This window comes from Halomonas sp., from assembly GCF_034520545.1.
GTDB lineage: Bacteria > Pseudomonadota > Gammaproteobacteria > Pseudomonadales > Halomonadaceae > Halomonas.
This window is the reverse complement of record NZ_JAXHNN010000010.1, coordinates 273,886-292,056: the sequence shown is the minus strand read 5'-3', so window position 1 is coordinate 292,056 and position 18,171 is coordinate 273,886. Positions and strand designations below refer to the sequence as shown.

Below are 18,171 nucleotides of genomic sequence, written 5' to 3'. Positions count from 1 at the left end.
ATAAAATAGTGGAAATGCTTTCCATAAACGGCATCAAATAGCGCCCTAACGAATACCAGTACCCTGCAAACCGATGATGGCGGATGTATATTCCGCCTAACCCGCATGGCGCATGGGCTACACGTGGCACTGATGCTTGCATACCAACCAAAATACCAACATAATGGAAAGTATATACACACCCAATAGGGCGCCTTCATGGCCGGACATACTGAATTGCCACCGCAGTATTCACACGATTGGCTCGAGAAGCTGGACGGCCGTACTACGCTTGCCCGTGCCGTTCGTTCACGGTATGACGCCTTAACGGCCGACCTAGGTGGCGACCTCAGTTACCAGCGCAAAAGTCTGTGCAAGCGAGCTGTCTGGCTCGAGGCGCAAATCGAGATGCAGGAGGCGGCACTGGCTCGAGGCGAGGAGGTGGATGCCGGCGGCATGGTTCAAAAGATCAATACCATGATCGGCCTGTTCAAGACCTTGGGGCTGGATAGGAAAGCCCGCGATGTCTGGCTAGAGCTTTGGAAAGCGGGATTCGATGCACCATATCCCGTTTCACCCGATCAATCGGCCGGCGAATGGCTCAACAGCCTGAACCTGACCGACAAGCAACTTCGAAAAATCACCCGACTCGCCCTGGAGGGCACTACGCAATGACTAACCAACGTCAAATCACCACGGCCGTGAAAGGTGCGCTTAACACTCGCCTCACCGGCAATCAGCTCGACACGACGCCCGAGGAGCTTGCCGAGGCGCTGCTCGAAGTAATTTTACCGGCCGTTTCCGAGCTGGTTAAGGAAGAGCTGGCCAAGGCCCAACCGGCGACCAACGGCTCGAATGGCAGGAAGATGCCCGTCAAGGACGTGTGGGAAGGTTACGACCTTAATGCCGCCGGCGAGCCCGCTGGTGGTGGCTCTGAGCTGCCGACTGGTGACGATTATGCGTGACGGATTCCCTGGCGTCCTACCCGCTGACGAGCGCCTTCCTGCACCTTGGGAAGATCCAGACGCAACGCCACCGGAACCGCCCAAGGTGAAGTCGTGCGGCTGTGCGACTGACACGGAAATCATGGCGCTGCTGGATACGCATCACAAACAGCTTCAAGCGGTATTCGATGCCCAGCTTGCCGAGGCAACGGAGCAGTTCCGCGCCCAGGTAGCCCAGCTACTCGCCAGCAACACCACTCGCCAGCAACACCAACGCCTGCATTGAGGTTCTACCCATGACTACTCGCCAAGACACAGCCGCTATCGAACGCGCCAATGAATTATTGGCCGATCCTGGTGCAAGTTCCGCCGACTTGATCGAGGTGAAGCAGGCTGTCTCCGATGCAATGCGCCAACTGCAACATCCGGTCGGCATCCGCGCTGCTAAATCCTTCGCTGAACGTGAGCAACTGGAGCAGCAAGAACGGGACAGAGCCGCCGCCTTCGATATCCACGAATCGCTTTTCAGGGCGCTGATTCCGGCGATTGAGCAGGCCGAGGCACGAGAGGCTGTCACCAATAGCCCGGCTGCCGTTTCTGCGCTCGACAAGGCGCTAGATACCCTGGAGGAAGCCCAGCGACGCGAACGGGAGGCCATGGCTCAGGTTCACGCCCGCACGTCTGAAATTAAAGCGATGAAGAAGGCCGCTGGGCATCACAGCAAGGTCGGCGCACCCAAGCCCCTGGTGGATCGAATCGTGGCGCTTGGTGCAATCGACGGTGGTGGTATGCCGACAGGCCATGCTGCCGAGGCGGGCCTTCGCAGGACTGCGCAACTCGACGAGGAGTGAACCATGGGCGCTGTGGAGGTGCTCGAGGTTCCAGACGGTAGAGCAGAGATCCACGAGGTAGCCCGCGCCTGTAGCGATTTATGGGCATCTGCCCTAGGGCTTTACTTGAATGATGCCGATGCCGTCCTGCGCGGTATCAAAGGCGCCGATTCCGAGAGCCTGGAAGATCTGACTTCGCCCGGTGCACCGCTACTCCGCCATTTGTGCGCACAGTGTGACGCTGATTTTGAGCGTGTCCGCAGCGCGATGATCCGCGCCTTGAATACCGGGCTGAAGTTTCGGCAATCCGGCATGAATAGGCCCGTCGAGGAGATCCGCGAGTCTTTTACCGGATGCAAACCGCCCGCCAAGCGTCGAGGGAAGCCGGAGGCGTGGTCTATACGGGGCTGAACCGGCGTCGCCATGGCAAACACGCTTCCGCGCCGGCGTAACGTATCGTTACGTAATACGTAATTACACCTAGTCGTTATGATTTCCGCCCCGCGCTGGAGCGTATTTTGCTGCCTGGTCGCCTGGAAGCCGCGTCGCTGCTGGCGATGAGTGCCGAGAGGGTAGGCCAATCAAGGAGGAGGGCGCCGCCGTGGGGCTCGCCATCACCTAGCCTTGTCACTTGGCCGCCTCGTCATGGCTGGGATTGAGTGGCGAAGGGCTGGGCAATGCACAGAGCAGGAGAGAGGCCGGCGGTATCATTTTTCTGTAGTTGGTATTTTGGTTGGTTCCGCTACCCTGGCAATAAAAAAGCCCTGTAAAAACAGGGCTTTATAAGTAAAACTGGCGGAGGGACAGGGATTCGAACCCTGGAAGGGCTATTAACCCTTGCCGGTTTTCAAGACCGGTGCATTCAACCGCTCTGCCATCCCTCCGGCTCACGGGTTGGTATCCTACCAGTTTTCCTTGTCGGGTCAAGAGCGCCTAGGGATCAAGATGTTAGGCCTCTCGTGTCAGGTGAGGCACAATGGAGTGGTCGGTGACGCCAGGAGAGCATCATGCTTGACCCCATAGTGCGCAGCGGGGTGCTTCCGGTCCCCGCGGTGTCGGCCGCGGTGATCAGGGGAGACCGAATCCTCATGGTGCGACGACGCAATCCGCCAAATAAAGGCATGCTGGCCTTGCCTGGTGGCAAGGTGGAGGCGGGTGAGAGCCTTCAACAGGCGGCGACAAGAGAGCTGCCGGAAGAGACCGGTGTGATCGCTGCGCCCCGGCGTATCCTCACAGCCATCGACCTGTTCGACCACGATGAAGCGGGCCTGTTGAGGATGCATTTCGTCATCGTGGTGGTTCAAATGGAGTGGCAGGGTGGAGTGGAGGCGGCAGCCGATGATGCCACCGAGTTGCGCTGGATGGACCTCGAGGCTCTCGAGCAGGGTGATGGGGAGGTCTGTGACTCGGCTCTTCATGTGGCGCGCAGGGTACTGGCCGAGGCAATGACCGCAGAAAACGCGTTGAAGCCGGACTAGCCAATCTCTTGCGTCGGGAACCTTCTGGCGGCATCCTAGGTCTAGTGCCTAGATCAACCACATAGGGAGCTTCAGATCCATGGCTTACCAAGACATGCAGATGACACGGCAGCAGACCCAAGCCGTTGGTACCAGCAAGGTCCTGCGCAATACCTATGGCCTATTGGCATTGACCCTGTTGTTCTCTGCTGCGACGGCCGGTGCCGCCATGGCGATGGGCATCGAGCGGATGAACATCCTGGTGTTCTTCATCGGTGCTTATGGCCTGATGTTCCTGGTACACAAGACCGCCAATTCGGCGCTTGGCCTGCTTTCTACTTTTGCCTTCACCGGCTTCATGGGCTTTACCCTGGGGCCGATCCTCAGCGCCTACCTCACGATGCCTAATGGTGCCCAGCTGATCATGACCGCACTTGGCATGACCGGCGCGACCTTCGTCGGCCTCTCGGCCGTGGCGTTGATCACTCGCAAGGACTTCAGCTTCCTGGCGAACTTTCTGATGGCCGGTGCCATCGTGCTGATCCTTGCCATGGTGGCGGCCATCTTCCTGCAGATCCCGGCGCTGTCGCTGATGGTGTCAGCCGGCTTCGTTCTGTTTGCTTCGGCCGCCATCCTCTACCAGACCAGCGAGATTGTGCATCGGGCCGGCGAAACCAACTATATTCTCGCCACGATTACTCTCTATGTCTCGATCTACAACCTGTTCGTCAGCCTCCTCTCTATCCTGGGGATCATGAGTTCGGACTGACGGCGAGCGTCACGTCTCGCAAGCCTGGCCTCGCCTTGCGGCGGGGCCAGGCTGTTTCAGGAGGATCCCATGCGCTATGCCATTCTGTTGATGGGCGCTCCCTACAGTGACCAGGCGAGCCACTCCGCGCTGCGCTTCGCCCATGCCGTGCTGGAACGTGGTCACCGCCTGGAGGCAGTATTCTTCTACCATGATGGTGTGCACAATGCCGCACGGTTAGCCGCGCCTCCCCAGGATGAACCGCATCTCGGTGAAGCCTGGGTCTCGCTCGCCAATGAGCACTGCGTAGCGTTGCAGGTCTGCATTGCCGCTGCGCTGCGCCGTGGGCTGCTGGACGAGCGGGAAGCGGCTCGGCATGGCAAGGATGGCGTCAGCGTGCAGGCCCCCTTCGAGCTGACCGGGCTCGGCCAATTGATTGACCTGGGCACGCGCTGCGATCGACTGGTCACCTTCGGCCCCTGAATCGGTTCGACGGAGTCGCAATGCAAGAACAAAACGACGACAGCGACCTGCTGGTTATCCTGCGCCATGGTCCCCACGGCAGCAGCTGGCTGAAGGAAGGCCTGGATGCCGCTCTGGTTGCCGCGGCTTTCGGACGCCGTGTCTCCGTGCTGTTCATGGGGGAGGGTGTGACGGCACTGATCCCGAATCAGCAGGTGGGTCCCCTGGGGCAGAAGGGCACCGCCGCGACGCTGGAGATGCTGGAGATGTATGATATCGAGACCCTGCTGGTGGACGCGCAGGGGTTGTCGCGTCTTGGCCTGTCGAGTGAAGAGTTGATGCTCGAGGTGAAGTGTTTGTCGTCCGCGGCACTGGCGCGTGTCCTGTCCGGACATCGTCTGGTGTTGACCTTCTAGCCCTGTCGCAAGGAGTGCGCCAATGCTGCTGCATGTCGTGAACCGATCACCGGCGACGAGCCGAGTCTATCAGCAGGCCCTGGACGGCATGTCGCCGGAAGATCGCCTGCTGTTGATCGAAGATGGGGTTCAGGGGGCGCTCCCTCAACTGGTGCGTTATTACACTGGGCTGGAGGGGCGTCTCTTCGCCCTCAAGGAGGACTTGGCGTCCCGCGGATTGTTAGGCCACTGTGACGCCAGTGTGCAGGTGGTCGACGTGGATGGCTTTGTTGGCCTGACCGAGGAAGCCGAGCGCACGGTGAGCTGGTATTGATGGCAACTACAGAAATATACCGTTATCTTCATGTTAATCATCATTCATACGAACTAGATCCAGAAGGATACCTAGTCAACATGAAAGACTGGTCACCCGAGGTGGCTGAAGCTCTGGCTAATGAAGAAGGCATCACGCTGACATCAGAGCACTGGGAAATCCTCGAGGTGCTACGCAATTTTTATGCCCGCTACGAAATGGCACCTGCCATGCGCCCTCTGGTCAAGTCGGTGAGGCAAACCCTGGGTCCTGAGAAGGGGCGTTCCATCCATCTGATGCGCCTCTTCCCGGGCAGCCCCGCCAAGGTGGCGGCTCGCCTGGCCGGACTACCCAAACCCACCCACTGCCTGTGAGCCGCCTCTCGTGAATTTCCTTGCCCACGGCTGGCTCGCCCGGGGCGGCAGTGATGATTTCCTTTACGGCAACCTGATCGCCGACGGTGTCAAAGGCGCTGACCTGTCGGCCTGGAATGCCGAGCAAACCGCCGGCATTCGGCATCATCGGCGGGTGGACGCCTTTGTCGATAGTCATCCCGTGGTCACGGGGGTGCTCGCCCGGGCACCTCGCAGGCAGCGCCGCTATGCGGGCATCGCCCTCGATCTGGTATGGGACCATTTCACGGCTCGGACGCTGGCGAGTGACGAGCGGTGCAGATTGACCGATCGTTGTTACCGGATACTGGCGGGACGACCCGCCCCGGCTCGACTGGCAACGATGATGCCGATCCTGGTTGAGCAGGACTGGCTCAATCGCTATGCCGACTTCGGGTTCACTTGCCGGGCCATCGCGGGTATCGGGCGTCGGCTATCGGGTCCCAACCGCCTGGCCGAACTGGTGCCTTGGCTGGAGGAAGACTACGAACGACTCGCCCGTGAGTTCGAATGGCTCTGGCCGGCGGTCAATGATGCCCTGGAGGTTGCCCCGCCCAAAGGGCCAGTCACTGGACCCTGAGCCACAGACAGTCGACAGGATCGCCCGGATCGATCCGGCTCTCGGCGGGAATCACCGCCAGCGCATCGGCACTGATGCAGGAAGAGAGCACGCCGGAATTCTGGTCCCGAAAGGCCCGAGCGATGATCCCCTCCCTGCCGAACTCGAGTAACACCCGCATGTAGTGGCGGCGAGGGCCGGTATGGGTGGTGAAATCCGCCCGAGCCGGGATGCAGGGCAGGCTCGCGAGCGCGGGGCACCCCTGCAGGGCGCCGAGCAGCGGACGCAGAAACAGCCAGGCGCCGACGAAGCTGGAGACCGGATTGCCGGGCAGGCCGACAAAACGAATTTCGCGTCCCTTCCGTCCCGGCAGACGCCCCAGGGCGAGTGGCTTACCGGGGCGGATCGCGAGTCGCCAGAGGTCCAGCTGGCCCAGTGATGCCAGGGCATCCTTGACGTGGTCCTCCTCGCCGACGCTGACGCCGCCAGTGCTGATCACCAGGTCGGCCTCCAGGGCGGCGGCGCTCAATGTCTCGCGGGTTCCCGCGGGATCATCGGGAATCGAGGTTACCAGCGTCAGCTCCGCGCCGAAGCATTCGAGCAGACGCCTGAGCATGGGGCGATTGGAGTTGTAGATCTGACCCGGGGCAAGGGGCCTCCCTGGATCGATTATCTCGTCGCCGGTGGACAGGAGTGCCACCCTGGGCCGACGGCGGACCATTACCTCTGTGATGCCCTGGCCGGCCAGGTGGCCCAGCGCTGCGGCCTCCAGCCGCTCGCCGGCAGGCAACAGGGAATCGCCCGAAGCGACGTCACGACCGCGCAGGCGGACATTATCGCCGGCTGGGATTTCGGGTGGTATCGCAGCCAGGTCGGCCGCCACCTCGACGCGTTCCTGCATCACCACGCAGTCGGCACCCGGGGGAATCTCGCCCCCGGTGAAAATGCGCGCGCAGGTGCCGGGGGTCAGGGGCGTAGCCGGAGAGCCCGCGGCGATGCGCTGCGAAATGGTCAGTCGCTTGCCAGCATCCCGATGATGGAGAGCATAGCCGTCCATGGCGCTATTATCGAAGGCCGGCACGTCGAGCCGGGCCTCGATGGCCTCGGCGAGTACGCGGCCTGCAGCCTGCTCACAGGGACGGGATTCCGGAGGCGTTGGGGTCACGCCATCAAGCAGGGCCGCCAGTGCCGCCTCGACCGTTTGCAGCTCAGCCATGCTGGCCTCGCTCGGGTATCACGAGATTAGCCTGAACGTGTAGAGAGTTACATGGCTTGTGTCGACGATGGGTGCTCCTGTCAGACATGCTGGCCTCGTTCGGGGATGACAAGATTAGCGAAGTTACATGGCTTGTGCCGACTGTCGAGCTGCGCGGCCAGAATGCCGTCCCAGGCGGTGCGGCAGGCGCCAGTGGAACCGGGCAGGCAGAACACTACGGTGGCGTTGGCCAGACCACCAAGGCAGCGGCTCTGCACGGTAGAGCTGCCGATCTCCTGCCAGGAGAGGTGCCGGAAAAGCTCGCCGAATCCCTCGATCTGCTTGTCCAGTAACACCGAGACCGCCTCGGGCGTGGAATCGCGGCCGGTGAAGCCGGTGCCACCCGTGGTCAGTATTATCTGGACGTCGGGATCGGCGATCCAGCCGGCCACCACGGCCCGGATACGGTAGACGTCATCGGGCACGATACGCTTGTCATGTAGCGCATGGCCGGCCGACGTGAGGCGTTCGACCAGGGCCTGGCCGCTGCGGTCGGTCTGCTCGTCACGGGTATCGGAGATGGTCAGCACCGCGATGGAGAGGGGAATCATCGGCTCGCTCATTCTTTTTTCTGCTCCTGCTTGGCGGCCTGGCGAGCTTCGAAGGCGGCTATCTGCTGGGGAGTGGCCTCCTGCTGATACCTTGCTTTCCACTCTGAATACGGCATGCCGTAGACGTAGTCACGGGCGGCTTCGTAGTCGAGGTCCGCGCCGTGTTCGTCGGCGGCAGCCACCAGCCACTTGGAGAGGCAGTTTCGGCAGAAATCGGCAAGGATCATGAGGTCGATGTTCTGCACCTCCTTGTGCTCGTCCAGATGGCGGAGTAGGCGGCGAAAGGCGGCCGCCTCGAGCTCGGTGCGTGTGGCGTCGTCGAGATGCTGCATGAAGGGCTCCTCGGGGTGGCGTTTGCAACAAGCCACCAGCTTAACAAAAGACACCGCCCGAAGGCGGTGTCAATGCACGGCTCCCTGCCAACGTTCAGCTGGAGTGAGGCGCCGGCTCATCGCCTTGTGGGGGTCTCCTGGTAGCTTCCAGCTGCTCCTCGGGAACCGCCTGATCCTTGACCTCCTCGTACCAGAGGTTGTGATGCTCCTTGGCCCAGGTCTCGTCGACATAGCCGCTGGCCATGCCCTCGAAGGAACCCTCGGTGCCGAGCGTGCCGATGTAGATATGGCCTATTGCCACGGCCGTCAGGCCGAAGGCCCCCACGGCGTGGATGATGTTCGCCCACATCATGGTATCGCGGTCCTGGCCGAAGTTGGGGAAATCCATCACCAGGCCACTGATGATCACCGCGATGCCGGCGGTGGCCAGCAGCCAGTACCACAGCTTCTCGCCGCCGTTGGCGAAACCGGCATCCGGGTGGACACCCTTTCCGACCAGACCGCCACCCTTGGCGAACCACGCCAGGTCGTGCTTCTTCGGGATGTTGTCGGCCAACAGGCGCAGCAGCAAGATCACAAGCAGGATGCCGAATAGGGGGCCCAGGTAGTTGTGGATCAGCTTGGTACCGGACATCATTGCCGCCCAGAATCCATCGCCGAAAATCGGCCGGAACACGGCCTTGCCATAGGCGAGGTTGAGACCGGTGAGGGCAAGCAGGATGAACAGGGTTGCCACCGTCCAGTGCAGGGATCTGACCATCAGAGGCCAGCGCAGTAGCTTACGGCCCGTTCGCGGCTCATCGAGCTTCTTGCGACCAATCACAAGGTAGAAGAGGGCGATCACCACGATGATGCCCACCACGGCGATCACACCGAAGGGTGAAACCCACCGCTCTCGGATCTGCCGCCAGGTTTCGCCACCGGTGTTGATCAGATTGTAGTCGGAGGCAAAGCGACTGTCCCGATAATTGGGACCGGTCTCGCCGCTCTTGATCTGCCGCCAGACATCGGCATCAACGGCGGGGACGGCCGTAGCCGCCTCCCTTTCTGGGTCAGCCTGGGCCAGGGCAAAATGGGCAAGCCCCAGGCTGGCCACCAGGGCCAGCACCAGCAGGGGTAGTCGCCACAGCGCCCGCCAGGGTGTAGTTATGTTCATGACATGACCTCCTTACCCCTGCTGGGTAGCATCATAGGCGAGCGTATCCGCCGCCGAGAGATCCGACCGACCGGTGCGAGCGCGATTCTGTTCGCGGCGCTGATTACCGGACCAGCCGCCATCCTTGTGTCCCCGCTGGACCACGCGCTGACGGAAGATGTCGGCAACCTCCTGGGCATCTCCGGCCAGCAGGGCCTTGGTCGAGCACATCTCGGCGCACAGCGGCAGCTTGCCCTCAGCGATACGGTTGGCGCCGTACTTCTGGTACTCCTCCTCAGCAGTCTCCGCCGGTCCGCCGGCGCAGAATGTGCACTTGTCCATCTTGCCGCGCTCACCAAAGGCATTTTCCTTCGGAAACTGCGGAGCCCCGAAGGGACAGGCGTAGAGGCAGTAGCCACAGCCGATGCACAGGTCCTTGTCATGCAGCACGATGCCGTCATCGCGCTGGAACAGGGTTTCGGTGGGGCAGACGGCGATGCAAGGCGCATCATCGCAGTGCATGCAGGCAACCGAGATCGAAACCTCGCTGGGTTCGCCATCGTTGAGGGTGACTACGCGACGGCGCTGGATCCCCCATTCCACCTCGTTGGCATTCTTGCAGGCAGTGACGCAGCCATTGCACTCGATGCAGCGTTCCGCGTCGCACATGAACTTCATAGTGGCCATGGTATTCTCCTCAGCTTGCCTTCTCGATGCGACACAGGGTGCACTTGGTTTCCTGCATCTGGGTCACCGAGTCGTAGCCGTAGGTGGTGGCGGTGTTGGCCGCCTCGCCGAGCACATAGGGTGCCGTGCCTTCCGGATAACGATCATGCAGGCTCTCGCCCTGGAACATCCCGCCGAAGTGGAAGGGCATGAACACTACCTCGCGGGCAACGCGCGGAGTGACCATAGCCTTGACCTTCACGCGGCCTCCTTCGGCACCCTCGACCCACACCATGTCGCCTTCGGCGATGGCTAGATCATTGGCCAGAGCGGGATTGATCTCGACGAACATTTCCTGCTGCAGTTCGGCGAGCCAGGACACGGAACGGCTCTCTTCGCCGCCGCCCTCGTACTCGACAAGACGCCCAGAGGTCAGGATGATCGGGTATTTCCCGGTAACATCCTTGTCCTGGATCGTCTTGTAGAGCGTCGGCAGGCGGTAGTGGGAGGCCACGTCGTCCCAGGTCGGATAGTCGGCCACCAGGTCGCGGCGACTGGTATAGAGCGGCTCGCGGTGCTTGGGAATGGGGTCGGGGAAGGTCCAGACATTGCAGCGCGCCTTGGCGTTACCAAAGGGAGAGCATTCGTGGGCGATCGCCACGCGCTGGATACCGCCTGAGAGGTCGGTCTTCCAGTTCTTGCCCTCCGCCTCGGCCTTCTCCTCGTCGGTCAGATCGTCCCACCAACCGAGGTCCTTGAGCATGGTATCGGTGAACTCGGGGTAGCCATCTTCCAGATCGGAGTCTTTGCTGAACGAACCATCGGCGAGGATGTTCTCGCCGTCACGCTCTATGCCGAAGCGCGCGCGGAAGGTCAAGCCGCCCTCGGACACCTTCTTGCTGGTGTCATAGAGGATCGGCGTGCCGGGATGGCCCATCTCGGCGGTGCCCCAGCAGGGCCAGGGCAGGCCATAGTAGTCACCGTCGGCCGGGCCGCCTTGGGCGCGCAGGTCGCTGAAGCTGAAGGTGTGCCAGTTCTGCTGGTGGGCCTTGAGGCGCTCCGGGCTCTGGCCGGTATAGCCCACCGTCCACATGCCCGCGTTGAACTCCCGGGTGATGTCCTCGATCAGCGGCTCGTCGCCGTTCATCTGGTAGTTCTTGACCAGCTCATCACCGAAGCCCAGCTTCTTGGCCAGCAGGTACATGATCTCGTGATCCGGTTTGGCCTCGAACAGCGGCTCGATCACCTTGTCGCGCCACTGAATGGAACGGTTGGTAGCCGTGACGCTGCCGGTGGTCTCGAACTGAGTGCAGGCCGGCAGCAGGAAGACACCGTCCTGACGGTCGTGCATGACCCCCGCCACGGTGGGGTAGGGATCGACGATGACCATCATCTCCAGCTGCTTCATGGCCTGCTGCATCTCGGGACCGCGGGTCTGAGAGTTGACCGCGTGCCCCCAGTAGAACATCGCCTTGAGCCGGGTACGCTGGGAGATGTCCTCTTCCTGCTCGAGTACGCCATCGATCCAGCGTGAGACGGTGATACCACTGGAGTACATCGGTTTGCCGTCGGTGTACTCGGCCTGGTCGAAGCGGCTCTTCAACCACTCGTAGTCCAGATCCCAGACACGGCCCCAGTGCTTCCAGGCGCCCTCGGACAGGCCATAGTAACCTGGCAGGGAGTGGGACATCAGGCCCAGGTCGGTGGCGCCCTGAACGTTGTCGTGGCCGCGGAAGATGTTTGCCCCGCCACCAGACTTGCCGATATTGCCCAGCGCCAGCTCGAGGATGCAGTAGGCTCGGGTATTGTTGTTGCCGGTGGTGTGCTGAGTACCGCCCATGCACCACACCACGCAGCCCGGGCGATTCTCGGAAATACGCCGAGCGGTGTCACGCATCGCTTCTTCGGGAACGCCGGTGATACGTTCCACCTCGCTGGGTGGGAATTGGGCCACTTCGCTGCGCACCTCGTCCATGGCGTAGACGCGCTGGTCAATGTAGGCCCGATCTTCCCAACCGTTCTCGAAGATGTGCCACAGCAGGCCCCAGATGAAGGCAACGTCGGACCCGGGACGAATCCGCACGAAGCTGTCGGCCTTGGCCGCCGTGCGGGTGAAGCGCGGATCGACGACGATGATCTGCGCCTGGCTCTTTTCCTTGGCCAGCAGGATATGCTGCATGGCCACCGGGTGCGCCTCGGAGGGATTGGAGCCGATGAATATGATCGACTTGCTGTGCTGGATGTCGTTGAGCGAGTTGGTCATCGCTCCATAGCCCCAGGTGTTGGCCACCCCGGCTACGGTGGTTGAGTGGCAGATACGCGCCTGGTGGTCGGTGTTGTTGGTCCCCGCCAGGGCCGCGAACTTGCGCATCAGGTAGGCCTGTTCGTTGCTGAACTTGGCCGAGCCCAGCCAGTAGATGCTGTCCGGACCGTGTGCTTCGGTGAGTTCCAGAACCTTGTTGCCGATTTGTTCGATGGCCTCGTCCCAGCTCAGCCGCTGCCATTCGCCGCCCACCAGCTTCATGGGGTACTTCAGACGGCGATTACCATTGCCGTGCGCACGCAATGAGGCGCCCTTGGCACAGTGGGCACCACGGTTGATGGGGTGATCGAAGGCGGGTTCCTGCTTGGTCCACACTCCCTCCTGGACTTCGGCATAGACGCCGCAGCCCACGGAGCAGTGCGAACAGACGGTTCGCTTGGTCTCGACGGGGGCTTCGGACAAGGCAGTCTCCTTCGCAGCCTCCGCGCGCTGCATCATGGGCGCTCCCATGAAGCCAGCGGCGGCTAGCCCCCCGGTGGTGGCCCCGCTGCGCTTGAGGAACTGGCGGCGGGAAATCCCCAGTCCACCAACCCTCGGGGTATCGGATCTAGGTGTCAGACGCATGGCATCTCTCTCCTGGCTCGGGGCCGTCAGTCACGCAGGGTGGCGTAGAAGGCACGAATGTGAGGGGTTTCCCGGTACTCGCGGGAGGGACTGGTCTCCTTCGCTGTCGGTTTGGCGTCGGCCTGGGCCAGAGTCACATGGCCGACCGCTGCTGCAGCACCGGCGGCGGCGGTACCGACACCGAGCGTCTTGAGAAAGCGCCGGCGCTCCGGGTTACGTGTATTGGGCATGGGGTGTCTCCTCTACTCATGCTGTCTGAGGCCCTTGCCGGGCCCTGTTATGGTTGTGGCATCACGGTCCGATGTGAGGGGTCAGGGTTCGACGATCCTTACGGGATCTTCGAGCGACTCGGCCTCGAGTCGCCGGGACTCCACTTCCATGAAGGTCTGGCCGAGACGGCCCAGGTGCGCATGGAAGGGGGTGTCGACCTGGCCAAGATCCGCCAGGCATTGGGAAGCCCATGGGGCCAGATGTGTCATGAAGAAGCGCGCTTCATCCGTGGAGCGTGCTTCGATAAGCATCGCCATCACCTCACACAGGGCGGCAAGGTGATCTTCCGGGTCCCGACTGTGCTCGGCACGCTGGAAGCCAAGCGCCTTGAGATCGCGGCGCAGGGCGATAAGCGCCGCATCCATCAGCTCGCCGTTGCAGTACCAGGAGGCGTAGGGAGTGATGTCTCCCTGCACCACCCCGACCAGGTGGCGAAAGTGGGCTCGCTCGAGGACATCGGCCCGGGCCGAGCCTGCGGCGGCGACAAGTGACGCCCAGCGCTCGGCGAGCAGGGTGCCGTCCCGCTCGATCTCCAGTCCGGCCAGCCAGTCGAGCAACGAGGCGTCGGGCGCCTCGCGCAGCAGCCTGGCCAGCAGCCGATAGACATCGGCTCGTAGGGCATCATGTTCATTCAACTCGCTCATGGGCTCATACCTTCAGCTGCGCTTCAGGGTCGCGGGCCATGGCCTGCCAGACATCCTTGACCCGGCAGTCCTCGCACATCTCCAGCCGAGCCAGGGCATCGCCGGCAAAGTAGGGATGATCGGCAAGCTTGGCCTTGAGGGTCGCCACGGTGCTTGCGGTGGCGAAGGGCTTGCCGCAGTGAATGCAGGGAAAGGCTTCCTCCTGGTGCTGAATCTGCCGCTCGCGTCGGGTCGCGTCGGCCAGAAAGCCGGGTGCCAGGGTGATGGCATCCTCCGGACAGGCTTCGGCACATAGCCCACACTGGACGCAATCCGCCTCACGGAAGCTCAGCATCGGCTGATCGTTGCCGGTAGCCAGTGCCGGGGTAGGGCAGTTGGATACGCAGGAGAAGCATAGCGTGCAGGCCTCACCATCGACGGACAGGCCACCGTAGGCGGCACCGGCCGGCATGGCATGACGCTGTCCATCGGTGTCACCAAGAAGCTCAAGGTGGGCCAGCACGCTATCGAGTCGCGTGCGCTTGTCACTATCGGTGAACACCAGGGGGTCACCGTCCAGCGGCGCTTCCTGCGGCAGGGCGTCACGAGCGGCTTGATCGCCGGCCATCACTCGGGTGATACGCGACGGCGAGTGGCCAAGGGCATTGAGCAGGGCGTGAGCCTGTGCAAGCTGGTCGTTGATGAAGGCCGTGAGTCGCTCCGGCATGACCGTACGGCATTGGATGCGGACTTCTGCGGCACCTCCGGCCAATGCGGTCAGCCACTGATCGTGACCGGCGGCCCCCAGCTCTTCGAGGGGAATATCGAGAATATGGCCTGCGGCAGCCTCTTCGCCGGCTAGATCACCGGCCTCGGCAAAGCGCACCACCGGCGCCGTGCCACCGGCGTCGCGATAGGCGTCGAGCCAAGCCAGTAAGGTCTCCTGCTGACGTGCGCTCTCGGGAAGACGGAACTGAATCGCTCCGGTGGGGCAGGCACTGCTGCAGCTGCCGACGCCGTGACAGCGAAAGGGATCGATCTCGATCCATGCCTCGATGCGGCCCTGGTGGCTGCGGACGGCATCGGCCGGGCAGACGTCCAGGCAGCGGGTGCAGCCCGTATAGCCGCTGGCGGAGTGGGCGCAGAGGTCATTGTCGATCTGGAAGTAGCGCGGTTTGTCGAACTCGCCCACCAGGCTGGCGAGGGCTTCAAGCTGCTCGTCGCGCTGCGGGTCATACCAGGAGAGGGCCACATAGCCGGGCGGGGGCAGTTCGAGGGTGAGCGCCGGCGCCTCACCAAGGTCGAGAACCAGATCGAAGTGCTCGCGGTCGGTCAGCGCCCGTGCCAGGTCGATGGCGCCGTCCTCGCCCGCCACGCTGGCCGAGAAGTGCCCCAGGTAACCTTCGATGCTGAATGAACGGGCCTGGGAGCGGGAGAGTTGCTGAGACGTCAGGCTGGCGGTGTCGGCCAGCAAGGTCTCATCGTCTTCGTCTTCGTCTTCGTCGTCGGCGGAATCGGCGGTCATTGGGTCGGTGAAGAGAAGGGTCGGCGGTGGAAGGCCAAGGTCGTGCAGGGCTCGGGCGGCACGCCGCACGTCGCGCTCGTTGCCGAGCACCAGGGCATGACCCTGGCTGTGGTAGCCGACAGTTGCCGGGGTGAGATTGACCGGCCAGGAGACACGGCGGTGTGCCGCCTCTAGGGCCTGCCGGTTACGGTCATCATCCACCGGCGTGATATTGATTGGCTGGTTCATGACGTCTCACGGTCGAGTGGGGTCGATTGAGTTGTTTTTATAGTTGAGTGCTGATTTTTATTAGTGTTAGCCGAATCAGCGCCGCGTACAGTGGCCGCATCGCCATCGGATGCTCCCTGTTTGGTAGTCGCCGGCTCTCCCCCGGGGGCTGAGGCCTCGCTAGCTTCGGCGTCCTGTTCGGCCGGGGCCTCGTCTTCTTCCAGCTGACGGCGCGTCCAGTTGCGTAGACGTTCGGCCACCTCGTTGGCCAGGGGCTGAAGCTTCTGCCGATAATCATCGTCGTAGTCATCGAGACCGTCGCGAATACCGTAATGGTCTGCGGCGAAGAGGCGTCGCAGGGCACGCTTGCGCAATCCGGCGCTGACCCCGGAGGCCAGGTAGGCCTTGATATCGCCGCCTGCGGGCAGGGTGTCCGGGTCGGGCAGGGTATGATCGAGGCTGCCGGGTGCTGGCGGACCGGGGGGCTCCGTTCCATGGTCGAGATCGATTTCCTGCGTCTTCCGGTCAGACTCATCGCCCTCGCGCGGCGGCTCGGTGGTCTGCGGGGAGCCCGGGATCTCGCCCCGCTTGAGGCGGGACCATCTCTCGAACCGGCTCATGCTTCGGCCTCCCGGGCACGCCCGGCACCCTTGCGCTTCTTCTTGCGCCCCTCCTCCGGGGCCTCGCCATGATGGGCGAGGTAGGCCTCCATCCAGGCCTGTATCGCCAGCGGCATGTCGACCTCGAGGACGCGATGCTCGCCATCGAGCCAACTCGCGGCCACGTCCTGGCTGGCGGTAATGGCCGCAGGCACTGGCTTGGCACCCGCTTCCCCGGCCTGCACGAACAGGCGGGGGGTGCCACTGGTCAGATTGAAGCGGTAAGCAGCGCGCTCGGTCATGTAGAGTTGCAGGTCCAGTGTCCAGGGGCCGGCCTGCCCGGGTACGAGCTCGATGATCCCCCAGCGGGTCGTGGTGAAGCCCTTGATGGAGAGCGGTTCGCCGACGACATCGAAGCTGAGAGAACGCATGCTGGTGATCGATGCCATGGGAGTAGGTCTCCGACCTTGTGTACCTGATAGTAAAGACACTAGAGGAAGACAATGCCATCATCGCCAATCAACGTTCTGTCGAGGAGCCGTGAATGCGTGACATCAGCCTGAGTCGGGCGCGCCTTCCCGCCACCCTGGAGATCGAAGTACTCGACGAATTCGGGGCGGTCAAACAACAGGCCATCGCCGCGGAACGGGCCCTGACCCTCTACCTCAACAAGCGGGAAATCGTCACCCTGATGACCCTCGGGGCCGATCCCGAGGCCCTGGTGGTCGGCTACCTGCGCAACCAGGGACTGCTCGCCGACCAGCAAGATCTCCAGGCGGTGCATGTGGATTGGGAGGTGGAGGCCGCCGCTGTGGTCACCCGCCATCTGCCGGAGGATCTGGAGGAGCGCCTGGGGCAACGCACGGTAACCACCGGCTGCGGACAGGGAACGGTCTTCGGTCGATTGCTTGACGCGACCTCGCTGCATCCGTTGCCAGCCACCGTGATGCGCCAGTCGGTGCTCTACCGGCTGCTCGACAACCTGGGCGCCTACAACGAAACCTACCGCAGTGCCGGTGCCGTGCATGGCTGCGCGCTGTGCCGCCAGGAAGAGGTGCTGGACTTCGTCGAGGACGTGGGGCGGCACAATGCCGTGGACACCCTGGCCGGTCGCCAGTGGCTGGCGGCGGCGGAAAGCACCGATGCCGACATCTTCTACACCACTGGACGGTTGACCTCGGAGATGGTGCTCAAGGTGGCGCAGATGGGGATCGGCGTGCTGGTATCACGTTCGGGAGTGACCCAGAAGGGGGTGGAACTGGCCGAGCGCTTCGGCGTGCTGCTGATTGCCCGGGCCAAGGGACGCCGTTTCCAGGTGATTCATGGCGATGGTCGGCTGGAACTCGATGCCATGCCGCCGCGTCGGCCGGGTGATCGAGCAAGGATGTGAGCCTCAGGCGCTGCTATCGCCTCGCGTGCAGACCGACAGCACCATGGCATCGGCCTCACTGACGGAGACAAGGGCATGGCCCATGGCGCTGTCGAAATAGATGCTGTCGCCGCTGGCCAGGGCCAAGGGTTCGTAATACTGGGTGTAGAGCCGTATCTCGCCGTCGAGCACCATCAGGAATTCTTCGCCGTCGTGACGCACCCATTCGCTGAACTCCTCAAAGGCACGTGCCCGAACGATGGTCTTGAAGGGAATCATGCGCTTCTGGGCGAGCTCGCAACTGAGCAGCTCATGCTCGTAGGTGGGAGTGGGGTGGCGCTGCCCCTCGCCTCGGCGAGTGAGATCGCGCCGCCCCATGGTGTGAGGCTGGACCCTGGGTGGCGAAAGCAGCTGGGGCAGATCGATACCCAGGCCATTGATCAGCTTCTGCACCGCCGTGAAAGTCGGGGAAATCTGACTGTTCTCGATCTTGGAGAGGGTGGAGCGTGCCAGGCCGGTGCGCTGGCTGACGTCCTCCAGCGTCCACTGGTGGGCTAGACGAATCTCCTTGAGGCGCTCGCCTAGGCGCAGAGGTTCGACGAAAGGTTTGCGGCCTGCGGCGATGCGCAGGGCGGCGTCCTGATCAGTGGTGGCGGTCATGCGCTGTTCACTA

At 62.7% G+C, this 18,171-nt stretch carries 25 protein-coding genes and 1 tRNA gene; 13 read left to right on the top strand and 13 right to left on the bottom strand.

Annotated features, from left to right (window positions below; genetic code table 11):
* The first annotated feature begins 198 nt into the window (after positions 1 to 198).
* From U5L98_RS09915 to U5L98_RS09895, 5 genes are all read left to right on the top strand, one after another.
* Positions 199 to 654, top strand: coding sequence for a hypothetical protein (locus tag U5L98_RS09915; RefSeq protein ID WP_322558155.1), 456 nt, complete (start codon positions 199 to 201; stop codon positions 652 to 654).
* Positions 651 to 944, top strand: a complete 294-nt coding sequence (locus U5L98_RS09910; protein WP_322558154.1) for a hypothetical protein — start codon at positions 651 to 653, stop codon at positions 942 to 944. The genes U5L98_RS09915 and U5L98_RS09910 overlap by 4 nt, the downstream gene beginning before the upstream one ends.
* A gap of 121 nt (positions 945 to 1,065) precedes the next feature.
* Entirely contained in the window at positions 1,066 to 1,209 is a 144-nt protein-coding gene (locus tag U5L98_RS09905) for a hypothetical protein (protein WP_322558153.1), read from the top strand.
* 10 nt (positions 1,210 to 1,219) lie between these two features.
* Entirely contained in the window at positions 1,220 to 1,774 is a 555-nt protein-coding gene (locus tag U5L98_RS09900) for a hypothetical protein (protein ID WP_322558152.1), read from the top strand.
* 3 nt (positions 1,775 to 1,777) lie between these two features.
* Positions 1,778 to 2,164, top strand: coding sequence for a hypothetical protein (locus U5L98_RS09895; protein ID WP_322558151.1), 387 nt, complete (start codon positions 1,778 to 1,780; stop codon positions 2,162 to 2,164).
* 382 nt (positions 2,165 to 2,546) lie between these two features.
* Here U5L98_RS09895 and U5L98_RS09890 read toward each other — a convergent pair.
* Positions 2,547 to 2,637: transfer RNA gene (locus U5L98_RS09890), tRNA-Ser, on the bottom strand.
* A 123-nt stretch (positions 2,638 to 2,760) separates the two neighbouring features.
* Between U5L98_RS09890 and U5L98_RS09885 the strand changes: the two genes are divergently transcribed.
* From U5L98_RS09885 to U5L98_RS09855, 7 genes are all read left to right on the top strand, one after another.
* Entirely contained in the window at positions 2,761 to 3,231 is a 471-nt protein-coding gene (locus tag U5L98_RS09885) for an NUDIX hydrolase (RefSeq protein ID WP_322558150.1), read from the top strand.
* A gap of 79 nt (positions 3,232 to 3,310) precedes the next feature.
* Complete coding sequence (locus U5L98_RS09880; protein WP_322558149.1) at positions 3,311 to 3,979, top strand: Bax inhibitor-1/YccA family protein; 669 nt, start codon at positions 3,311 to 3,313, stop codon at positions 3,977 to 3,979.
* A 69-nt stretch (positions 3,980 to 4,048) separates the two neighbouring features.
* Positions 4,049 to 4,441: a sulfurtransferase complex subunit TusD gene (tusD, locus tag U5L98_RS09875; protein ID WP_322558148.1), complete on the top strand. Its 393-nt coding sequence runs from the start codon at positions 4,049 to 4,051 to the stop codon at positions 4,439 to 4,441.
* Positions 4,442 to 4,461: 20 nt separating this feature from the next.
* Positions 4,462 to 4,836, top strand: a complete 375-nt coding sequence (gene tusC, locus U5L98_RS09870) for a sulfurtransferase complex subunit TusC (RefSeq protein ID WP_322558147.1) — start codon at positions 4,462 to 4,464, stop codon at positions 4,834 to 4,836.
* A 22-nt stretch (positions 4,837 to 4,858) separates the two neighbouring features.
* Positions 4,859 to 5,149, top strand: coding sequence for a sulfurtransferase complex subunit TusB (tusB, locus tag U5L98_RS09865; protein ID WP_322558146.1), 291 nt, complete (start codon positions 4,859 to 4,861; stop codon positions 5,147 to 5,149).
* Entirely contained in the window at positions 5,149 to 5,502 is a 354-nt protein-coding gene (locus tag U5L98_RS09860) for a TusE/DsrC/DsvC family sulfur relay protein (protein WP_322558145.1), read from the top strand. Before tusB ends, U5L98_RS09860 begins: the two co-directional genes overlap by 1 nt.
* A 10-nt stretch (positions 5,503 to 5,512) precedes the next feature.
* Complete coding sequence (locus U5L98_RS09855; RefSeq protein ID WP_322558144.1) at positions 5,513 to 6,100, top strand: ACP phosphodiesterase; 588 nt, start codon at positions 5,513 to 5,515, stop codon at positions 6,098 to 6,100.
* On the opposite strand, the gene glp is transcribed toward U5L98_RS09855, so the two are convergent.
* The 11 genes from glp to U5L98_RS09800 all read right to left on the bottom strand — a co-directional run bounded on the left by glp (position 6,087) and on the right by U5L98_RS09800 (position 16,578).
* Positions 6,087 to 7,295 carry a gephyrin-like molybdotransferase Glp gene (gene glp / locus U5L98_RS09850; protein ID WP_322558143.1) on the bottom strand — a complete coding sequence of 403 codons (1,209 nt, stop codon included), beginning with the start codon at positions 7,293 to 7,295 and terminating at the stop codon, positions 6,087 to 6,089. The two genes, U5L98_RS09855 and glp, sit on opposite strands and share 14 nt — an antisense overlap.
* An 80-nt stretch (positions 7,296 to 7,375) precedes the next feature.
* The gene (gene moaB / locus U5L98_RS09845; protein ID WP_322558142.1) at positions 7,376 to 7,897 is read right to left on the bottom strand and encodes a molybdenum cofactor biosynthesis protein B; all 522 of its coding nucleotides are present in this window, start codon (positions 7,895 to 7,897) and stop codon (positions 7,376 to 7,378) included.
* Positions 7,894 to 8,217 carry a DUF1244 domain-containing protein gene (locus U5L98_RS09840; RefSeq protein WP_322558141.1) on the bottom strand — a complete coding sequence of 108 codons (324 nt, stop codon included), beginning with the start codon at positions 8,215 to 8,217 and terminating at the stop codon, positions 7,894 to 7,896. The genes moaB and U5L98_RS09840 overlap by 4 nt, the downstream gene beginning before the upstream one ends.
* Before the next feature lie 94 nt (positions 8,218 to 8,311).
* The gene (locus U5L98_RS09835; protein ID WP_322558140.1) at positions 8,312 to 9,373 is read right to left on the bottom strand and encodes a formate dehydrogenase subunit gamma; all 1,062 of its coding nucleotides are present in this window, start codon (positions 9,371 to 9,373) and stop codon (positions 8,312 to 8,314) included.
* A gap of 12 nt (positions 9,374 to 9,385) precedes the next feature.
* Positions 9,386 to 10,039, bottom strand: coding sequence for a formate dehydrogenase FDH3 subunit beta (fdh3B, locus tag U5L98_RS09830; RefSeq protein WP_322558139.1), 654 nt, complete (start codon positions 10,037 to 10,039; stop codon positions 9,386 to 9,388).
* A gap of 10 nt (positions 10,040 to 10,049) precedes the next feature.
* Positions 10,050 to 12,905 carry a molybdopterin-dependent oxidoreductase gene (locus U5L98_RS09825; protein WP_322558138.1) on the bottom strand — a complete coding sequence of 952 codons (2,856 nt, stop codon included), beginning with the start codon at positions 12,903 to 12,905 and terminating at the stop codon, positions 10,050 to 10,052.
* A 26-nt stretch (positions 12,906 to 12,931) separates the two neighbouring features.
* A complete protein-coding gene (locus U5L98_RS09820; RefSeq protein WP_322558137.1) occupies positions 12,932 to 13,135 on the bottom strand; it encodes a twin-arginine translocation signal domain-containing protein in 204 nt (67 codons plus the stop codon).
* An 81-nt stretch (positions 13,136 to 13,216) separates the two neighbouring features.
* Positions 13,217 to 13,819, bottom strand: coding sequence for a TorD/DmsD family molecular chaperone (locus tag U5L98_RS09815; protein ID WP_322558136.1), 603 nt, complete (start codon positions 13,817 to 13,819; stop codon positions 13,217 to 13,219).
* Positions 13,820 to 13,823: 4 nt separating this feature from the next.
* Positions 13,824 to 15,551, bottom strand: a complete 1,728-nt coding sequence (locus U5L98_RS09810; RefSeq protein WP_322558135.1) for a 4Fe-4S dicluster domain-containing protein — start codon at positions 15,549 to 15,551, stop codon at positions 13,824 to 13,826.
* Positions 15,548 to 16,150, bottom strand: a complete 603-nt coding sequence (locus tag U5L98_RS09805; protein WP_322558134.1) for a DUF3306 domain-containing protein — start codon at positions 16,148 to 16,150, stop codon at positions 15,548 to 15,550. Before U5L98_RS09805 ends, U5L98_RS09810 begins: the two co-directional genes overlap by 4 nt.
* The gene (locus tag U5L98_RS09800) at positions 16,147 to 16,578 is read right to left on the bottom strand and encodes a DUF3305 domain-containing protein (protein ID WP_322558133.1); all 432 of its coding nucleotides are present in this window, start codon (positions 16,576 to 16,578) and stop codon (positions 16,147 to 16,149) included. Before U5L98_RS09800 ends, U5L98_RS09805 begins: the two co-directional genes overlap by 4 nt.
* A gap of 95 nt (positions 16,579 to 16,673) precedes the next feature.
* Between U5L98_RS09800 and U5L98_RS09795 the strand changes: the two genes are divergently transcribed.
* Positions 16,674 to 17,519 carry a formate dehydrogenase accessory sulfurtransferase FdhD gene (locus tag U5L98_RS09795; protein WP_322558132.1) on the top strand — a complete coding sequence of 282 codons (846 nt, stop codon included), beginning with the start codon at positions 16,674 to 16,676 and terminating at the stop codon, positions 17,517 to 17,519.
* A 3-nt stretch (positions 17,520 to 17,522) separates the two neighbouring features.
* Here U5L98_RS09795 and U5L98_RS09790 read toward each other — a convergent pair whose 3' ends face one another.
* Positions 17,523 to 18,158 (bottom strand): XRE family transcriptional regulator, encoded by a 636-nt coding sequence (locus U5L98_RS09790; protein WP_322558131.1) that lies wholly within the window; start codon positions 18,156 to 18,158, stop codon positions 17,523 to 17,525.
* Positions 18,159 to 18,171 lie beyond the last annotated feature (13 nt).